Here is a 15,713-nt window from a genome sequence, read left to right on the forward strand (position 1 = left end):
ATATGAAAAGGATTGATCATGCGAAGAACTTTGATTGCAGCTAGTCTGTTGGCAGCGACGCAGGTCGCGGCAGATACGCCCGTGCTGACAGTTTACGCGGGCGACTACTTTACTTCTGAATGGGGCCCCGGCCCGATCATCGAGGCCGAATTCGAGAAATTCTGCGGTTGTGACCTGCAGTGGTCGACGGGCGACCTGATGCCGCGCCTGTTGCTGGAGGGTGAACGCACAAAGGCAGATGTGGTGATAGGGCTGACATCAGATGTGACCGCCAAAGCGCGCGCAACCGGGCTGTTTGCCCCGCACGGGCAGGACAACGCGGCACTAACGCTGCCAATCGACTGGACGGATGATACGTTTCTGCCGTTCAACTACGGTCATACCGCCTTCATCTACAACGAAACCACAATGGACGCCCCGCCGGCCAGCTTCGATGCGCTGCTCGACCTGCCTGATGATGTAAAAATCGTCATTCAGGATCCACGCACTTCGATCTCGGGGCTCGCGCTCGTGCTTTGGGTTCAGGCCGTTTACGGCGAGAATGCCGGTGAGGCATGGAACAAGCTCGCGCCCAAGATCCTCACGGTGACCAAGGACTGGTCGACGAGCTACGGCCTGTTTACAGACGGTGAGGCGGATATGGTGCTCAGCTATACCACGTCGCCTGCCTATCACATGTTCGCCGAAGAGGATTTCACCAAAAAGGCGGCGATCTTCCCCGAAGGTCACTATTTCATGGTTGAAACCGTCGGCAAGATCGCAGGTACCGACCAGCCCGAACTGGCGGATGCTTTCATGGCGTATGTGTTGAGCCGCGACTTTCAGACCATGATCCCGACGGCGAACTGGTCGCTGCCTTCGGCGCTGCCTCAATCTGACTGGCCGGAAGGGTGGGCAGAACTCAACCTGCCGCAGAATGTGCTGTTCTACTCCGAGACCGAAGCGGCAGAGATACAGGCGGCAGCGATCGAAACATGGCGCGCAAGCTTGAGCCAATAAGCAGAACTGGCGGGATCGTCGCGGCGGGTTTCATCGTCGCGGCGGTTCTTTTGGCGTTTGTGGGCATCGGCTTGCGCGCCGAACCCGGTGCAGGGCTGGATGCTGCCGCTTGGCAGGCCATCCGATTTACCGTTGTTCAGGCATTGTGGTCGGCAGTTTTGTCAGCACTTTTTGCAGTGCCGCTCGCGCGTGCTCTGGCGCGTCGCAGGATGCCAGGCCGACAAATACTTATTACGCTGCTCGGTGCCCCTTTTATCCTGCCGGTGATCGTCGCCATTTTGGGGCTGCTGGCAGTGTTTGGTCGCTCTGGTTGGGTAAATGTCATCTTGGAGGCAGTCGGCCTGCCCACGATCTCTATCTACGGGGTACACGGGGTTGTCCTTGCCCATGTCTTTTTTAATCTGCCGCTGGCCACGCGCCTCTTGCTGCAGGGGTGGCAAATGATCCCGACAGAGCGGTTCAGGCTGGCGGCACAGTTAGATCTGCCGCCGCACGTCGTCTTTCGCACGCTCGAATGGCCGATGCTGCTGCGCATCCTGCCCGGCGCGGCGGCCCTGATTTTTGTCATTTGCCTGACAAGTTTTGCGGTGGCTCTGACCTTGGGGGGCGGTCCGCGCGCGACGACAATTGAACTGGCAATCTATCAGGCCTTTCGATTTGATTTTGACTTGTCAAAGGCGGCCATGCTGTCTGTTGTCCAACTGGTATTGGCAGGGGGAACGGCAGCGTTGGCGCTGTGGATCGTGCCGAAAATTCCACTTGCAGGGGGCATCGACAGGCAGGTGGCCCGGTGGGACGCGCGCGGCGGTGTGCAACGTCTGGTCGACGGTACTGCCATTGCGCTGGGCGCCGGCTTCCTTCTGATCCCTCTGTTGTCCGTCGTGCTTGCCGGTGCTGCGGGTGTGATGCACATGCCCGGGTCTGTCTGGGCGTCCGCTGGCGTATCCTTATGGGTGGCCGGGTTGAGCGTGGCGGTCCTATTGGCGCTCGCCTTGCCGTTGTCGGCGTGGATCGCAACAAATGCGCGCGGCAGCGTCGAAGCGATAGGGCTGTTGGGCCTGTCAGCTTCACCTTTGATGATCGGCACAGGTTGGTTCATTTTGCTGAACCCGGTGGCCGATCCGGTGCGCCTGTCCCTGCCGGTGACGGCTTTGGTAAATGCACTCATGGCCCTTCCGTTTGCCTTGCGCATTCTGGTTCCGGCGGTTCGCGATGCGATCGACGGCCACTGGCGCCTATGCGCGGCACTGAATTTGCAAGGGTGGACGGCATGGCGGCTGGTCATTCTGCCACGGACAAGGCCGCAGATCGGCTTTGCGGCCGGGTTGACGGGTGCCTTGTCTATTGGTGATCTGGGGGTCATCGCGTTGTTTGCTGATCCCGATCGCACAACACTTCCGCTGCAGATGTATCGATTGATGGGCGCCTATCGTCTGGATGCGGCGGCGGGTGCTGCTCTGCTCTTGCTCGTTATGGCGCTGGGCGTGTTCTGGATCTGCGACAAGGGGGGGCGCTGGCATGCTGAAGTTTGACACGGTGGGTATCACGCAAGGAACGTTCCGCCTCGCGGCCAACTGGGAAGTAGCGGCAGGCAGAAAGGTTGCGCTGATCGGGCCGTCAGGGGCGGGCAAGTCCACACTGCTTGGTGCGCTTGGCGGCTTTATCCCGCTGGAAAGGGGCCGTATTCTCTGGTCCGGCACAGAAATTTCTGATGAACGCCCCGGCGCACGACCAGTGGCAATGCTGTTTCAGGACAATAACCTGTTTCCGCATCTGACGGTCGCGCAAAACGTTGGTCTGGGTCTGCGTCCGGGCCTGCGCCTGACACCGCAAGAGCATGACAAGGTGGCCGCTGCGATAGCACGTGTCGGGTTGGGTGGCTTTGCTACCCGCAAACCCGGCGCCCTCTCGGGTGGTCAGCAAAGCCGTGCCGCGCTCGCACGCGTATTGCTCCAGCAAAAGCCGATCCTCGCACTTGATGAACCCTTTGCGGCCCTTGGTCCTGCTCTGCGCAACGAGATGCTTGATCTTGTCGCGTCATTGGCGACCGAGACCGGTGCGACGCTTCTGATGGTCACCCACGCACCCGAAGACGTCACCCGCATCGCTGATGACGTCATCTTTGTTGAAGGAGGGCAGGCGCATCCGCCGGTTGCGGCAGATGCCTTGCTGAAAAACCCGCCCCCGGCGCTGCGCGCGTACCTTGGCTAAGCGGCTTTTGGTGCAGGAAGGCTGCACCGCGCCTTCAAAATGCCCAAAGCGGCATCCGCGGCTTCGCGCCCCTTGATGACAAAATGGTCCCTGTAGAGTCCAACGTGGTGTGGCGTCTCCTGAAAGTGATGGGGTGTCAGGGACACTGACAGGACCGGCACACCGGTATCAAGACTTGCCCGCATCAGCCCATCCACGACGGATTGCGCCACAAAATCATGACGATATATCCCGCCGTCCACCACAAGCGCTGCGCAAATGACGGCGCCATACTGCGCCGAGGCAGCAAGATCGCGCGCCATTAGCGGCAGTTCAAAGGCGCCCGGTACGTCAAAGCAGTCGACCTGCTGTGCCGGAATTCTCTCAACGAAACCGTCATAGGCCCGATCCACGATTTCCGCGTGCCAGCGGGCTTTGACAAAGGCAAAACGGGTGTGTGTCATTTCTGATCTCCTTGGTTGCAAAGACACGTCCACCCAAGGCGATCACGCCTGCGCTCGGTAACGGATACCGCGTTCAGTCGCATTCTCTTTCATCCGGACTATCACCGTCGGCTCTGGCCTCTCACCAGATCTGCTGACACCCCGTCGCCGAGGCCGCTCGCGGGCTCGTGGGTCTGGCCCACATACCGCCGGTGGGGAATTTCACCCCGCCCTGAGAATACCGGGACCTTGCCAAGCAGTGCGCCAGCCTGCAAGAGGAAAGAGTCGCGGGATCAAGAGGCAACAAGATGCACCCCAACCCAGTTTTTCACACTGAAACCGATGCACGTAATCTGGCCTACGCGCGCGACCGGGCATTCGGCATACTCGGCGTAAGCGTCGATGGCGCCGCGCCGCATTTCGCGCACGTGCCGTTTCTGCTGGATGAGGACGGCTCGCATCTTTGGCTCCACCTCGTGCGATCCAACCCCATTGCGCGCGCGCTCAAAGAACCGCGCCCGGCAAAAATCGCGGTCAGCGGGCCGGACAGCTACATCTCACCGGATTGGTATGTTGTCGAGGATCAGGTGCCCACGTGGAATTACATAGCGGTGCATGTCACAGGCACGCTGGAACTGCGGCCGGATAACGAACTAAACGGCATCCTCGACAGACAGTCGGAATTGTTCGAGCAAAGGCTGCTGCCCAAACCGCCATGGACATCCGCCAAGATGAGCGACGGCGTGATGGCGCGGATGATGCGTGCGATCGTTCCCTGCCGCATGACAGTCGAAGCCACGGACGGCACGTGGAAGCTGAACCAGAACAAGCCGGATGCTGTGCGCCTGCAGGCCGCCGACCACGTCGAAGCACATGGCATCGGCACGGGTTTGAACGATCTTGCAAACCGCATGCGCGCTGCGGATGGACAGGGCTGACAACTCTGGTACCGTCTCATCCAACCGATCCAGAGGAGCACAGCTTATGAAACTTTTCCACTCCGCCGCGTCGCCATACGTTCGCAAAACGGTTGTCCTGCTCCACGAACTGGGCAAATCCGATGCCGTTCAACTTGAACCGGTCGTGACAACGGCATTTGCCTCTGATGAAGCGCTCAAGGCGGCCAATCCTCTTGGTAAGCTGCCATCGCTCCAGCGTGACGATGGCGTGACACTCTATGACAGTCGGGTCATCACAAACTATCTGAATGACCATTTCGGCGGGAATTTCTATCCGCAGGGCATTGGAAAGTGGGAAAACCTGACGCTGGAGGCAACCGGCGACGGGATTATGGATTCGGCGGTATCCATGGCCTACGAGCGCCGCCTGCGCCCAGAGAACGAGCAATCCGACGGTTGGGTCGAGGCTCAGTGGGAAAAGGTGTCTCGCGCGCTGGACGTGCTAAATGCACGGTGGATGAGCCACCTTTCGGGTCCGGTCACCATGGCGAATATCTCTGTCGCCTGTGCGCTGTCGTACCTTAATTTCCGCCACGATGCCCGAAATTGGAAGCAGGGGCGCGAAGCACTGGCCGCGTGGCATGAAGATTTCGAATCGCGGCCGTCGATGCAGGCGACGATGCCTCCGGACGCGTGATCGTGGCAATTTTGGATAACCCCGCATCGCTGTTGGGGGTTTTTTAGCGAAAACATGGTCAACCTGCGACGGTTTGCGCAGCCAAGATCACTGGACTGGGGCGAAGCACAACGCTAAATACCCGCTGGAGCACAGTTGCGTCTTGACGCGACAACGATGTCTATGGGCCGGCACCCGGCCATTGAAATGGAGAATACCTGTGTCGCAAGCAGAAGAACACGAAGGCACCCGTAGAGATTTTCTCTACTACGCGACCGGCGGCGCCGGTGCTGTAGTGGCCGGAGCTGCCGTATGGCCTCTGGTCCACCAGATGAATCCATCCGCCGATGTGCGCGCTCTGGCATCGATCCGAGTTGATGTAAGCGCGGTTGAGCCCGGCACCCAATTGACGGTGAAGTGGCTCGGCAAGCCCGTGTTTATCCGCCGCCGCACCGAAGAAGAGATCGCAGCAGCGCGTGACGTTGACGTGTCCGACCTGCCGGATGGTTCCGCCGAGAACGCCAATCTGGCCTCGGGCACCGATGCTGCGGACGAAAACCGCTCGCTGGACGAGGCGGGCGAGTGGCTGGTGATGATCGGCGTTTGTACGCACCTTGGGTGTGTTCCTTTGGGCGATGCCGGTGATTTTGGAGGCTGGTTCTGCCCGTGCCACGGTTCGCACTACGACCTGTCCGGGCGCATCCGTAAAGGCCCCGCACCAAGCAACCTGCCGGTGCCTGTCGCCGAATTCGTGGACGAAACCACGATCAAACTGGGTTAAGGGAGATAACCATGGCTGGAATTCCTCACGACCATTACGAACCAAAAGCAGACTGGGAGAAAGGGCTCGCCAAGCGCCTGCCCATCGTCGGCCTGCTGTACGACACGCTAATGATCCCAACCCCCAAGAACCTTAACTGGATGTGGATCTGGGGTATCGTGCTGACCTTTGTACTGGTACTTCAAATCGTCACCGGCATCGTGCTGGTCATGCACTACACGCCACACGTTGATTACGCGTTCTCGTCGATCGAGCACATTATGCGCAACGTAAACGGCGGGCACATGCTGCGGTACCTGCACATGAATGGCGCGTCGCTGTTCTTTGTGGCGGTATATGCGCATATTTTCCGCGGTCTTTACTACGGATCGTACAAATCCCCGCGTGAGATCACGTGGATTATCGGCATGCTGATCTACCTGCTGATGATGGGTACAGCCTTTATGGGCTACGTATTGCCATGGGGGCAAATGTCCTTCTGGGGTGCGACCGTTATCACCGGCCTGTTTGGCGCGATCCCCTTCATCGGCGAAGCGTTGCAGACATGGCTGCTGGGCGGGCCAGCCGTGGATAACGCCACGCTGAACCGGTTCTTCTCGCTTCACTACTTGTTGCCCTTCGTGATTGCTGGCCTCGTTGTCGTGCACATCTGGGCCTTCCACACAACCGGCAACAACAACCCGACTGGTGTTGAAGTGCGCCGTACGTCCAAGGAAGAAGCGGAAAAAGACACGCTGCCATTCTGGCCATATTTCGTGATCAAGGACCTATTTGCACTGGCTGTGATCCTCGCGGTGTTCTTTGCAATTGTCGGGTTTATGCCAAACTACCTCGGCCACCCCGATAACTACATCGAGGCGAATGCGCTTGCCACGCCAGCACACATCGTGCCGGAATGGTACTTCCTGCCGTTCTACGCCATCCTGCGTGCCTTCACCGACGAGGTCTGGGTTGTTCAGATTGCGTCCTTTGTGACGGGCGGGATTATCGACGCAAAGTTCTTCGGTGTGTTGGCAATGTTCGGCGCGATTGCGGTTATGGCGCTGGCACCTTGGCTTGACACATCTTCGGTGCGTTCCGCGCGTTACCGTCCGATGCTCAAGTGGTGGTTTGCGCTGCTCGTCGTGGATTTCTTCGTCCTGATGTGGGTCGGTGCGATGCCGGCAGAAGAGCCTTTCAACACCATCTCGCTGATCGCGTCGGCTTACTGGTTCGCCTACTTCCTGGTGATCCTGCCATTGCTCGGCGTCATCGAGAAACCGTTGCCACGACCAGCGACAATCGAAGAAGATTTCGCTGCGCATAAGGCCGATAAGGTCGGCGGGACAAAAACGCTGGTCAACCCGGCTGAGTAAAGGAACAGAAGTGATGTTCAGAACACTTGCATTGAGTGCTGTGGCGGCCCTTGGGTTTGCCACGGCGGCACCGGCAGCGGGCGCGTATGACACCCACATCGAGAACTACGATTTCTCGTTTGAGGGCGCGTTTGGCACGTTTGACCAAAACCAGCTGCAGCGGGGCCTTCAGATCTACACTGAGGTTTGTGCAGCATGTCACGGATTGCAGTACGTTCCCCTGCGGACGCTGGCTGATGAGGGCGGGCCACACCTGCCCGAAGATCAGGTGCGTGCCTATGCGGAAAACTACGAGGTCTACGATGCGGAGATCGACGATTTCCGTTCCGCGCTTCCGTCAGACCACTTTCCCGGTTCCAACCTCGAGAACGCGCCCGACCTCAGCCTTATGGCCAAGGCCCGCGCAGGTTTCCACGGCCCCTACGGTCTGGGGATCAACCAGTTCTTCAAAGGGATGGGCGGCCCGGAATATATTGCGTCGCTGCTGAGCGGCTACACTGGCGAGGAAAAAGAAGAGGCAGGCGTGGTTCTCTACGAGAACAAGGCCTTCCCGGGTGGGTGGATTGCCATGGCACCACCGCTTGAGGACGAATTGGTCGAGTTTGCAGACGGTCATGAGAATGACCTCGAGAACCTGTCTCAGGATGTCGCAGCATTCCTGATGTGGACATCAGAGCCCAAGATGATGGCCCGCAAGCAGGCAGGTTTTGTCGGCGTGCTGTTCCTGACCGTTTTGTCAGTGCTGCTGTATCTGACCAACAAGCGCATTTGGGCGCCTGTTAAAGGCAAGAAGCAAAGCTGATACGCGCCAAATACCGGCGAAAGAAAAAAACCCCCCGTGCAGTGATGCGCGGGGGGTTTCTCGTCTGCACCTCGTAAAAGAGGCTAATGACAGACCCTGGGGAGAGTCGAAATAAGAAGGAAAACGATCGCCTGAGACATGGCAGCATAAGCTTTCAAGTTCGGTTTTCGCCGTCGCTTCACATTTATCAAATTTACCTAGTTACCAGATGAGTGCGTTCCGTACCGGTTGCTCACACTGATTACAGATGGCTTCAATACGTTAACTTATACCAGCAGGCAGAATCGGTGTATGTGATCTATTTCACATTTGCCGCTCATTTGATCGTTTCAGAAATAAAAACGCCGGCCGGGCCAACGGCGCCCAGCCGGCGTGATGCCTTGCTGAAAGGCTGTTTTCAGAGTCTGTCGTGGGTATCATTCACCATGGATTGCGCGACGCGAAATTCGCGATCGGCTTCGACGAGCCATGTGATCAATGCGCGTACCGGGGAAGGTTGTTCCAGTGGCGTTTTTGCCCGCGCCGAGCTAGGTTGACTTGTCTTTTGGCTTTCCATCTTTCCATTCCTTTTACAGCCGGTCCCCAATACGGGGAATAAAGGTGAGTCTTTCTCCTTGATTGAGCTCACCATGCCGTAAAAGCGAATCGCGGTCTGTGACGCGCTTCACAAAACGAAATTAAATTTGATGAAGATCTGCCATGACCTGCAGAGCGTCGCGGTCAAGCACCTTGACGCCACCACGCGAGGCATCAATCACGCCGGCGCGTTTCCACAGCGACAGCGTCTTGGAAACAGCTTCGCGCGTGGCACCCACAAACTCGGCAAGTTCTGCCTGTGACAGTGTCAGCATGGCAAGCTGCTCCGAGCCATCAACTGTCAGATATAAAATCTTGCGTGCCAACCGCGCGGGCATTGGAAGGAATACCTGCTCGTTGAGTTGGCTGCCCATCCAGCGCATGCGCTTGCCTGCCAATTGGATCATGTCAATACCCAGATCCGGAGTTTCGCGAATCTTCCGCAATACGTCCGCGTTCTTGACGCCGCGCACACGCGACGGCTCCAGTGCTGTGACGGTGGCCGTCCGCATACCCGGATCGAAAAGAGAAATCTCACCAAATAGCGCGCCGGGTCGCATCACATCGAGCGAGAGCTTGCGCCCCTCGCGTGACAAAATGCTGAATTCGAGCGAACCCTTGATGATTGCATAGAGCGCGTCACCGGGAGCGCCCTGTTCAAACAGCACTTCGCCCTCGGCCAGTTCCACTTCTGTTGCTACCGAATTCAGCAGGTTTGTTAGCTCCTGCGAGGCATTCGCCAAAAAGCCTGTTTTCGGCAGATCAGTGCTATCCATTCCGCCACCTCCGTTAACGGTTCACGCGCGCCGTCAAAGGCTAACCGCTGCGCGTATTGCGGGCAATGGGTTTTATGAGAGGGGTTTTAAACCCGAACGGCAATCAAACCGGCGTCGCTTGTGTCAGTGATCCGTCCATTCACAATAGATCCTTCAGGCTGGGGATCGTGAAAGGTGACTTCGGTGAATTGCTCTGTTCTTCCCATATGCGGGTTTTCCATAAGCACCTGATGATGCCGCCCAATCTGAGCCTGCAAATGGCGCTTGACCTGCGCCTCGCCAGCGGCGCGCAGTCGGGCGGCCCGCTCCTTGATTACAGGGCCGGGTACGGCAGGCATACGCGCAGCGGGCGTGCCGGCCCGCGCCGAGTAGGGGAACACATGCAGCCACGTCAGATCGCAGTCTTTTACCAAGGCGAGGCTGTTTTCAAACATGGCCTCGGTTTCGGTCGGAAAGCCTGCGATAATATCGGCCCCGAACGTCATCTCGGGCCGGAGCGCACGTGCCTGCTCGGCAAAGGCGATTGCATCATCTCTCAGGTGACGCCGTTTCATCCGCTTGAGAATCATGTTGTCCCCATGCTGCAGCGACAAATGCAAATGCGGCATCAGGCGCGGCTCTGTTGCAATTGCCTGCATCAGTGCGTCGTCGACCTCGATGCTGTCAATCGAGCTGATCCGAAGGCGCGGCAAATCGGGAACAAGCTTCAAAATCCGCAGCACCAGATCACCAAGGCGCGGTGTGGCGGGCAGATCGGCCCCCCAACTGGTCAGGTCAACACCGGTCAGAACGACTTCGTTATAGCCACGATCCACCAGCCGTTTGATTTGGTCGACCACCACGCCCGCCGGGACAGACCGCGAATTACCGCGACCAAAAGGAATGATGCAGAACGTGCAGCGGTGATCGCAGCCGTTCTGGACCTGCACATACGCCCTGCTTCGCGTTCCGAACCCGTCGATCAGATGCCCTGCCGTCTCGGTTACTGACATGATGTCGTCAACCTGTACGGCTTGGGTTTCGCCGATGAAATCGGCTGCCAGCCCCTGCCATGTGTCTGGCTGCATCTTTTCGGTGTTCCCGATGACCGCATCCACCTCGGCCATTGCGGCAAAGGTCTCTGGCTCTGTCTGTGCGGCACAACCCGTCACGATCAGCCGCGCCTCTGGATGTTCACGGCGCATCTTGCGAATGGTGCTTCGGGCCTTGCGCACCGCTTCGGCGGTCACCGCGCAGGTATTCACGACCACCGCGTTCTCGATGCCGGCCTCCGCTGCCAGTTCTTTCATGGCTTCGGTTTCATAGGTGTTCAGGCGGCATCCAAGGGTGGAAAAGACAGGTGCGTTCATGTGGCACCATCCAGAAACTCAGGCGTCAGCACGCCAGAAAATACATGGGCCGTGGGGCCGGTCATCCAGACGCCGTCTTCGCGCCAGTCAATAAAGAGTGTACCGCCGTCCAGATCAATTCGCAGCTTTCGACCGGTAATTTCACGTCGCACCGCGCCAACCCCTACCGCGCAGGTCGAAGAGCCGGAGGCCAGCGTCATGCCCACGCCACGTTCCCAGACGCGCATGCGCAGATGATCCGGCCCCACCCGCGCGGCAATCTGGACGTTGGTACGCTCGGGAAAAAGCGGGTGGTGCTCGATCCGCGGACCGAGCTCTGTCATGTCCACGTCATCGACATCTGCAACGAAAAAGCTGCAATGCGGGTTGCCCATCCCCGTGGCGACCGGGTCTCCGTCAATGGGCAGATGCAGGGTGTCGCAGTCTTGCGCCAGTGGGATTTCGTGCCACTCTGTCATGGGATGGCCCATGTTGACGGATGTTTGCCCGTTTCCCGCGTCGACAGCGCGCAATAACCCGCGATCGGTTGTGAGGTTCAGCGCGGTCTGTCCGGTTTCGCGCATGATAAACCGTGCAATACACCGCGTCGCGTTTCCGCAAGCCGCAGAGAGAGACCCGTCCGCATTGTAGAAAGTCAGGTGGACGTCTTGCTGGCCGTTTGAAATGACCGCCAGCTGGTCAAACCCCACCCCGCGATGTCTGTCGGCCAAGGCAACTGCCAACGCCGGAGTGACCTCGATCTCACCCGCGCGCGCATCCAGCACGACAAAGTCGTTGCCAAGCCCGTGCATCTTCATAAAGGGCAGTTCAGAGTGGCGATCATTACGCATGGCGGCGATATAGACCCGTGCGCTGAAACTATCCAGTATGTCTGTGAAAATAAGCCGATAAAGGGCTTGACCCTCCCTGAGACTCTTTCTAGTTAAGCCACCTAGTGGGCCGTTAGCTCAGTTGGTAGAGCAACTGACTTTTAATCAGTGGGTCGCAGGTTCGAATCCTGCACGGCTCACCACTGTTTTCAAAGACTTAGCGGAAAACGCGATGGTTTTCTGGTTGTCCGTGTCACCACTGTGTCGCCAGTGAGCCAAGTTTTTGATGCAACAACAGGAATCCTGACACAGGCGTGTTTACGGGTTTTATTCTTTCGAAGGAAAGCAGACGTCACTCTATCAAGGTCTCGATCGCTTTCTCTTCCCGCACCAGATCATTGATCGCCTTGCGCATTTCGACATATTCGCGCGAGCGTATGCCGTGTTTGTAAGCGGGGTTGGCTTTGCCAGAGCCGTGCCCGCCACCAGCGCCGTGCATCCTGCAGACTCTCCAACCCGTGACAGCCGGAGCCTTGCATCGTTGCCCACTGCGCTTCGAGGTCGCAGTGCATCGTGGTGACGCGTGTGCCCTGTGCATGGGGTTGGCGTTACTTTTCATTTGTGCCCCTCCCCCCGGTCTCAACATTGCCAACAATGGCCTGACCTCCGTCTTCTACATTGACATGCTGCACTGTGACGGTCTGCTTGCCGCCGTTTCTGTGCTTGCGCAAAGCCTCAACCTGGGCTGCGTAGGCGCGCGCCAGTTTGTTGTACGCCCTCTCATGCACTTCGAACTGAGGGAGTTGATCGGCATTGGCCATCCGACCACCCTGCCGCATCAGCGCAATGTGCGTCGTCGCCATTTGTACTGCCAACATACGCTCTACACCGTCCCGCGGGCCTATGTCTCTAACGATCGCAGGGAGAAAACCGCGCATGTCTTTTGAGCCGTCTTCAACCTCTGAAGAATTTAGGGTGAGATATCCATGGCAGAATAAAGCCTCGTTTACCGCCGGGCTGTCGCTACCATAAATCTTTTCCAGGGCATCTTCGCCGTGTTGCCGAACATGCAACGCACCACCTTCGTCCCGGTCGAAGGTGAATAAATCATATTTCGGCGTTTTGTCTTTGATCTCTTCAAGTTTTGTCATGCAGTTAGCCTTCTCAAAACGCGTGGTCTGTTGGGCCGGTGTCTTTTATTGAAGTCTTCACGCACGGCCACTACATATGTAATATTATAACACTATATGCGAACGCTGCACAGTTGCTTTGTAAGTTGATTTGTCTGATATCTAACTTGGCGAACGTCTGTTTAACGCAGTAAAGCCGTCATCTGAGTAAATTAGTCGGATGTCTGCTCGGAGCCCAAAGGGGTCATCTTTTGTCTCGACACGAGAGTTAGAGACGAGGTGCAATCAATTCGATGCCAGCACGGTATCTAGCAGACCATTAAGCATTGCTTGGAAGCAATCATTTAAGTTGCCGAGCTTCGATTTCTGAGCCGGCTCAAGACTATTGTCTGAAGCTTAGCTATGCGGAAACGACCTGCTTTTGGTACCAGAAATTTCGACAGACGCGCAGGAACAAATTGTCAAGGCTTGTTCATTTGCTCCCAGTTAGCATCCGCCTTCGCAATACTCTCTTCAGGGGTGGCGCGAAACTCTTCCGCCGTTGGTTTGTCGAAGTTCAAATAGAGTTTGCCGTCCACGATCACAAAGGCTTCCGGATCGATTGGAGCGCGGCGGCCCAATGCCATCCCGCCCGCACAGTATCCGCCATAGCGTGGCGTATACTTTGTCGGATCGGATTCAAACGCGACTTTGTGTTCCATAGACGAAAACCGCCAACGCACGTCGCGCCAGACGTACTCGAAGTCTTCTGACCCGGGCGTAGGCGCTCCAATGGTGAAATATGCGACGACATCGTAACCTTTTACCGCCAATTGATTTTTCTTAGCATTAATCAGCTCTTCCGCGTAGGCAGATGGCAGGCTGGCAAGCATCAGGGTCATCGCAGCGGCAAAAAGGGTTTTGAGGCGAAACGACTTCATCGTTACTGTCTCCCTATGGATGCGCGAATAGTAGCACAGATCTGGACCGAACTGGTATAATTCAGGGGATTATACGCAATCGTGAAATCACACGAGCAGGAAGCAAACAGAAGGCTTGCCGCCATTGTTTACGCCGACATTGTCGGTTTCAGTGCAATGATGGGTACCAACGAAAACGCCACCCACAGCATCGTGAAAGAAGTTATGGCGACCTGCAGCAATACCGTAGGACGTTATCAGGGACGAATAGTAAGTACCGCTGGTGATGCTTTTCTGGCGGAGTTCTCCAGCATAGTGCAAGCGGTGTCAGCTGCTTTAGAGATACAGCGCACCATGTTTGAAACTCCGACAGAACCAAACTCGCAACGCGTTCAGTTTCGAATTGGAGTGAATATCGGCGATGTGATAACTGACGGAGAAGACATTTTTGGTGACGGCGTGAATGTAGCCGCTCGCGTTCAATCCAAGTCTCCGCCCGGAGGCATCGCCATCACCGGCGCCGCCCTTGAACAACTTGGACAAAGGGCCGACGTTGTATTTCGCGACACTGGGGAACACACGCTCAAGAACATTAACGTTCCGTTACGCATATATGTTGCTCAGCCTCCTTTTGAGCAACCGTCGGCAGGCGTGCACACCTTGGTCGCGCACGCCGGAGGACGCAGGCAGATGCGTGCAGGTCTGTGCGCACTCATCCTTCTGACAGCATTCGCAGTTTTTTTTCTAGGCGGGCAGCCCGCTTTCTGGTCAGAGCGCCAAACCGAAACCGCAGCGTCACAAGAACGTCCGGTGCTTGCTGTGCTCCCTTTCACGGAACTCGGAGCCCCTCCGGAAGCTGCTTATTTTGCAGAAGGTTTCACTCAGGAAATCATCGTTCATCTTGGCCAGTTTTCAGAGATCGTTGTTTTGTCATGGAATGCGGTAGCGCCCTATCAAGGGCGCACTGCTGACCTCTCCGACATCCGTCAGAACCTCAAGGCGCGTTATGTGATCGGCGGCACGATCCGGCGCAATAATGAATTGATACGGCTTTCTGTACAGTTGACTGATGCAACGAATGGCAACCTGCTTTGGTCACAGCAAATCGAAGGCGCTGACGAAGATATTTTTGCTCTTCAAGACGAAATTACAGGGAAAGCTGCGGGCGCTCTGGCCTTAGGCATCGAAACTGTAGAGCAAAAGTTGACACTCGACCGGCCCACGAGCGCAATGTCAGCCTATGATTTTGTTCTGCGTGGTCGATATGCAATGCACCGCGTGGACCGCGAAGCCAATCTCGAGGCACGGGATCTGTTGCAACAGGCCATTGGCCTAGATCCACAATATGCGGATGCACTTGCCGAACTGGCTTGGACCTACGTAAACGAAGTCTGGTGGGGGTGGAACGAGTGGCCCGGACAGGCCATAGACTCAGGTGAGAAGTTCGCGAAACGCGCGCTCAATTTCGCGCCAGACAATGTTCCCGCTCTCAGTGCACTGGCCGAGCTACACTGGATGAAAAACGATCTTCAGTCGGCTCAGGAGTATTGCGAGGCAGCAATCGCGCAAAACCCGAATGCCGCCAGAGCCCACGCATCGTGCGCTGGCGTTCTTACATTCTCCGGCGCAATCGAAAAGGGCATTGCGCATGGCGAGCTGACATTGCAGCTAGACCCAGAGCCTTCAAGCTGGCTGTTCACAAATCTCGCAATTGGCTACTACTTTCAGGGCCGCTATTCCGAAGCAGTGAGTGTTTTGAAACGGTCCGCCAACTTCATAGATGAGGACCCCGCACCTCACGCGGTCATGGCCGCCGCGTACGCAAAACTCGGCCGCGACGATCTCGCGCACGAACAATTCGAAGCGACCTTGGAGCTTTATCCGTTCTTCGAGGCAGAGATTTTCGCAGGCAACCTCGCCGCTAGCGGTCACTCTCAGGAGTTGTTGAATGGCCTTCGCGCAGCGGGTTTCGATTGAAGTTGCTTATCGTCTTAAAGCTCATATCGGACGCGAACTAATTTACTAGATT

Annotated in this window: 17 protein-coding genes, 1 tRNA gene and 1 riboswitch; of the genes, 10 read left to right on the forward strand and 8 right to left on the reverse strand. The window is 57.1% G+C overall.

Annotated elements, in window-relative coordinates; translation table 11 throughout:
• Positions 1 to 18: 18 nt before the first annotated feature.
• Genes AC2D8V_RS00915 through AC2D8V_RS00925 form a run of 3 tightly spaced genes read left to right on the forward strand, consistent with a single transcriptional unit; the run spans position 19 to position 3,210 of the window.
• Positions 19 to 999, forward strand: a complete 981-nt coding sequence (locus AC2D8V_RS00915) for a thiamine ABC transporter substrate-binding protein (RefSeq protein WP_484731632.1) — start codon at positions 19 to 21, stop codon at positions 997 to 999.
• Positions 975 to 2,531 carry a thiamine/thiamine pyrophosphate ABC transporter permease ThiP gene (locus tag AC2D8V_RS00920; RefSeq protein ID WP_484731633.1) on the forward strand — a complete coding sequence of 519 codons (1,557 nt, stop codon included), beginning with the start codon at positions 975 to 977 and terminating at the stop codon, positions 2,529 to 2,531. Before AC2D8V_RS00915 ends, AC2D8V_RS00920 begins: the two co-directional genes overlap by 25 nt.
• On the forward strand, positions 2,518 to 3,210 hold the full coding sequence (locus AC2D8V_RS00925) for a thiamine ABC transporter ATP-binding protein (protein WP_484731634.1): 693 nt from the start codon (positions 2,518 to 2,520) through the stop codon (positions 3,208 to 3,210). Before AC2D8V_RS00920 ends, AC2D8V_RS00925 begins: the two co-directional genes overlap by 14 nt.
• On the opposite strand, the gene AC2D8V_RS00930 is transcribed toward AC2D8V_RS00925, so the two are convergent.
• Positions 3,207 to 3,653: a 6,7-dimethyl-8-ribityllumazine synthase gene (locus AC2D8V_RS00930; RefSeq protein WP_484731635.1), complete on the reverse strand. Its 447-nt coding sequence runs from the start codon at positions 3,651 to 3,653 to the stop codon at positions 3,207 to 3,209. The two genes, AC2D8V_RS00925 and AC2D8V_RS00930, sit on opposite strands and share 4 nt — an antisense overlap.
• A 77-nt stretch (positions 3,654 to 3,730) precedes the next feature.
• A riboswitch (FMN riboswitch) is annotated at positions 3,731 to 3,876 on the reverse strand.
• 64 nt (positions 3,877 to 3,940) lie between these two features.
• On the opposite strand from AC2D8V_RS00930, the gene AC2D8V_RS00935 reads away from it, so the two are divergent.
• From AC2D8V_RS00935 to AC2D8V_RS00955, 5 genes are all read left to right on the forward strand, one after another.
• Complete coding sequence (locus tag AC2D8V_RS00935) at positions 3,941 to 4,570, forward strand: FMN-binding negative transcriptional regulator (RefSeq protein WP_484731636.1); 630 nt, start codon at positions 3,941 to 3,943, stop codon at positions 4,568 to 4,570.
• A 46-nt stretch (positions 4,571 to 4,616) separates the two neighbouring features.
• Positions 4,617 to 5,228 carry a glutathione S-transferase gene (locus AC2D8V_RS00940; protein ID WP_484731637.1) on the forward strand — a complete coding sequence of 204 codons (612 nt, stop codon included), beginning with the start codon at positions 4,617 to 4,619 and terminating at the stop codon, positions 5,226 to 5,228.
• 199 nt (positions 5,229 to 5,427) lie between these two features.
• Positions 5,428 to 5,988, forward strand: a complete 561-nt coding sequence (petA, locus tag AC2D8V_RS00945) for a ubiquinol-cytochrome c reductase iron-sulfur subunit (RefSeq protein WP_484731638.1) — start codon at positions 5,428 to 5,430, stop codon at positions 5,986 to 5,988.
• 11 nt (positions 5,989 to 5,999) lie between these two features.
• Positions 6,000 to 7,343, forward strand: a complete 1,344-nt coding sequence (gene petB / locus AC2D8V_RS00950) for a cytochrome b (protein WP_484731639.1) — start codon at positions 6,000 to 6,002, stop codon at positions 7,341 to 7,343.
• 13 nt (positions 7,344 to 7,356) lie between these two features.
• The gene (locus AC2D8V_RS00955) at positions 7,357 to 8,145 is read left to right on the forward strand and encodes a cytochrome c1 (RefSeq protein WP_484731640.1); all 789 of its coding nucleotides are present in this window, start codon (positions 7,357 to 7,359) and stop codon (positions 8,143 to 8,145) included.
• A 397-nt stretch (positions 8,146 to 8,542) separates the two neighbouring features.
• Here AC2D8V_RS00955 and AC2D8V_RS00960 read toward each other — a convergent pair whose 3' ends face one another.
• The 4 genes from AC2D8V_RS00960 to dapF form a co-directional block, all read right to left on the reverse strand.
• Positions 8,543 to 8,701 carry a hypothetical protein gene (locus AC2D8V_RS00960; protein ID WP_484731641.1) on the reverse strand — a complete coding sequence of 53 codons (159 nt, stop codon included), beginning with the start codon at positions 8,699 to 8,701 and terminating at the stop codon, positions 8,543 to 8,545.
• Positions 8,702 to 8,822: 121 nt separating this feature from the next.
• Entirely contained in the window at positions 8,823 to 9,497 is a 675-nt protein-coding gene (locus AC2D8V_RS00965; protein ID WP_484731642.1) for a Crp/Fnr family transcriptional regulator, read from the reverse strand.
• Between the two features lie 86 nt (positions 9,498 to 9,583).
• Positions 9,584 to 10,846, reverse strand: coding sequence for a tRNA (N(6)-L-threonylcarbamoyladenosine(37)-C(2))-methylthiotransferase MtaB (gene mtaB / locus AC2D8V_RS00970; protein ID WP_484731643.1), 1,263 nt, complete (start codon positions 10,844 to 10,846; stop codon positions 9,584 to 9,586).
• Positions 10,843 to 11,676, reverse strand: coding sequence for a diaminopimelate epimerase (gene dapF / locus AC2D8V_RS00975; RefSeq protein WP_484731644.1), 834 nt, complete (start codon positions 11,674 to 11,676; stop codon positions 10,843 to 10,845). The genes mtaB and dapF overlap by 4 nt, the downstream gene beginning before the upstream one ends.
• A 106-nt stretch (positions 11,677 to 11,782) precedes the next feature.
• On the opposite strand from dapF, the gene AC2D8V_RS00980 reads away from it, so the two are divergent.
• Positions 11,783 to 11,858: transfer RNA gene (locus tag AC2D8V_RS00980), tRNA-Lys, on the forward strand.
• 149 nt (positions 11,859 to 12,007) lie between these two features.
• On the opposite strand, the gene AC2D8V_RS00985 is transcribed toward AC2D8V_RS00980, so the two are convergent.
• From AC2D8V_RS00985 to AC2D8V_RS00995, 3 genes are all read right to left on the reverse strand, one after another.
• Positions 12,008 to 12,154 carry a hypothetical protein gene (locus AC2D8V_RS00985; protein ID WP_484731645.1) on the reverse strand — a complete coding sequence of 49 codons (147 nt, stop codon included), beginning with the start codon at positions 12,152 to 12,154 and terminating at the stop codon, positions 12,008 to 12,010.
• 109 nt (positions 12,155 to 12,263) lie between these two features.
• Positions 12,264 to 12,806, reverse strand: a complete 543-nt coding sequence (locus AC2D8V_RS00990) for a hypothetical protein (protein WP_484731646.1) — start codon at positions 12,804 to 12,806, stop codon at positions 12,264 to 12,266.
• 440 nt (positions 12,807 to 13,246) lie between these two features.
• Positions 13,247 to 13,666, reverse strand: coding sequence for a YHS domain-containing (seleno)protein (locus AC2D8V_RS00995; RefSeq protein WP_484731647.1), 420 nt, complete (start codon positions 13,664 to 13,666; stop codon positions 13,247 to 13,249).
• 120 nt (positions 13,667 to 13,786) lie between these two features.
• Here AC2D8V_RS00995 and AC2D8V_RS01000 point away from each other — a divergent pair, with 120 nt between their 5' ends.
• Positions 13,787 to 15,661, forward strand: coding sequence for an adenylate/guanylate cyclase domain-containing protein (locus AC2D8V_RS01000; RefSeq protein ID WP_484731648.1), 1,875 nt, complete (start codon positions 13,787 to 13,789; stop codon positions 15,659 to 15,661).
• Positions 15,662 to 15,713: the final 52 nt, after the last annotated feature.

It is taken from the genome of Roseobacter sp. YIN89, assembly GCF_057219365.1.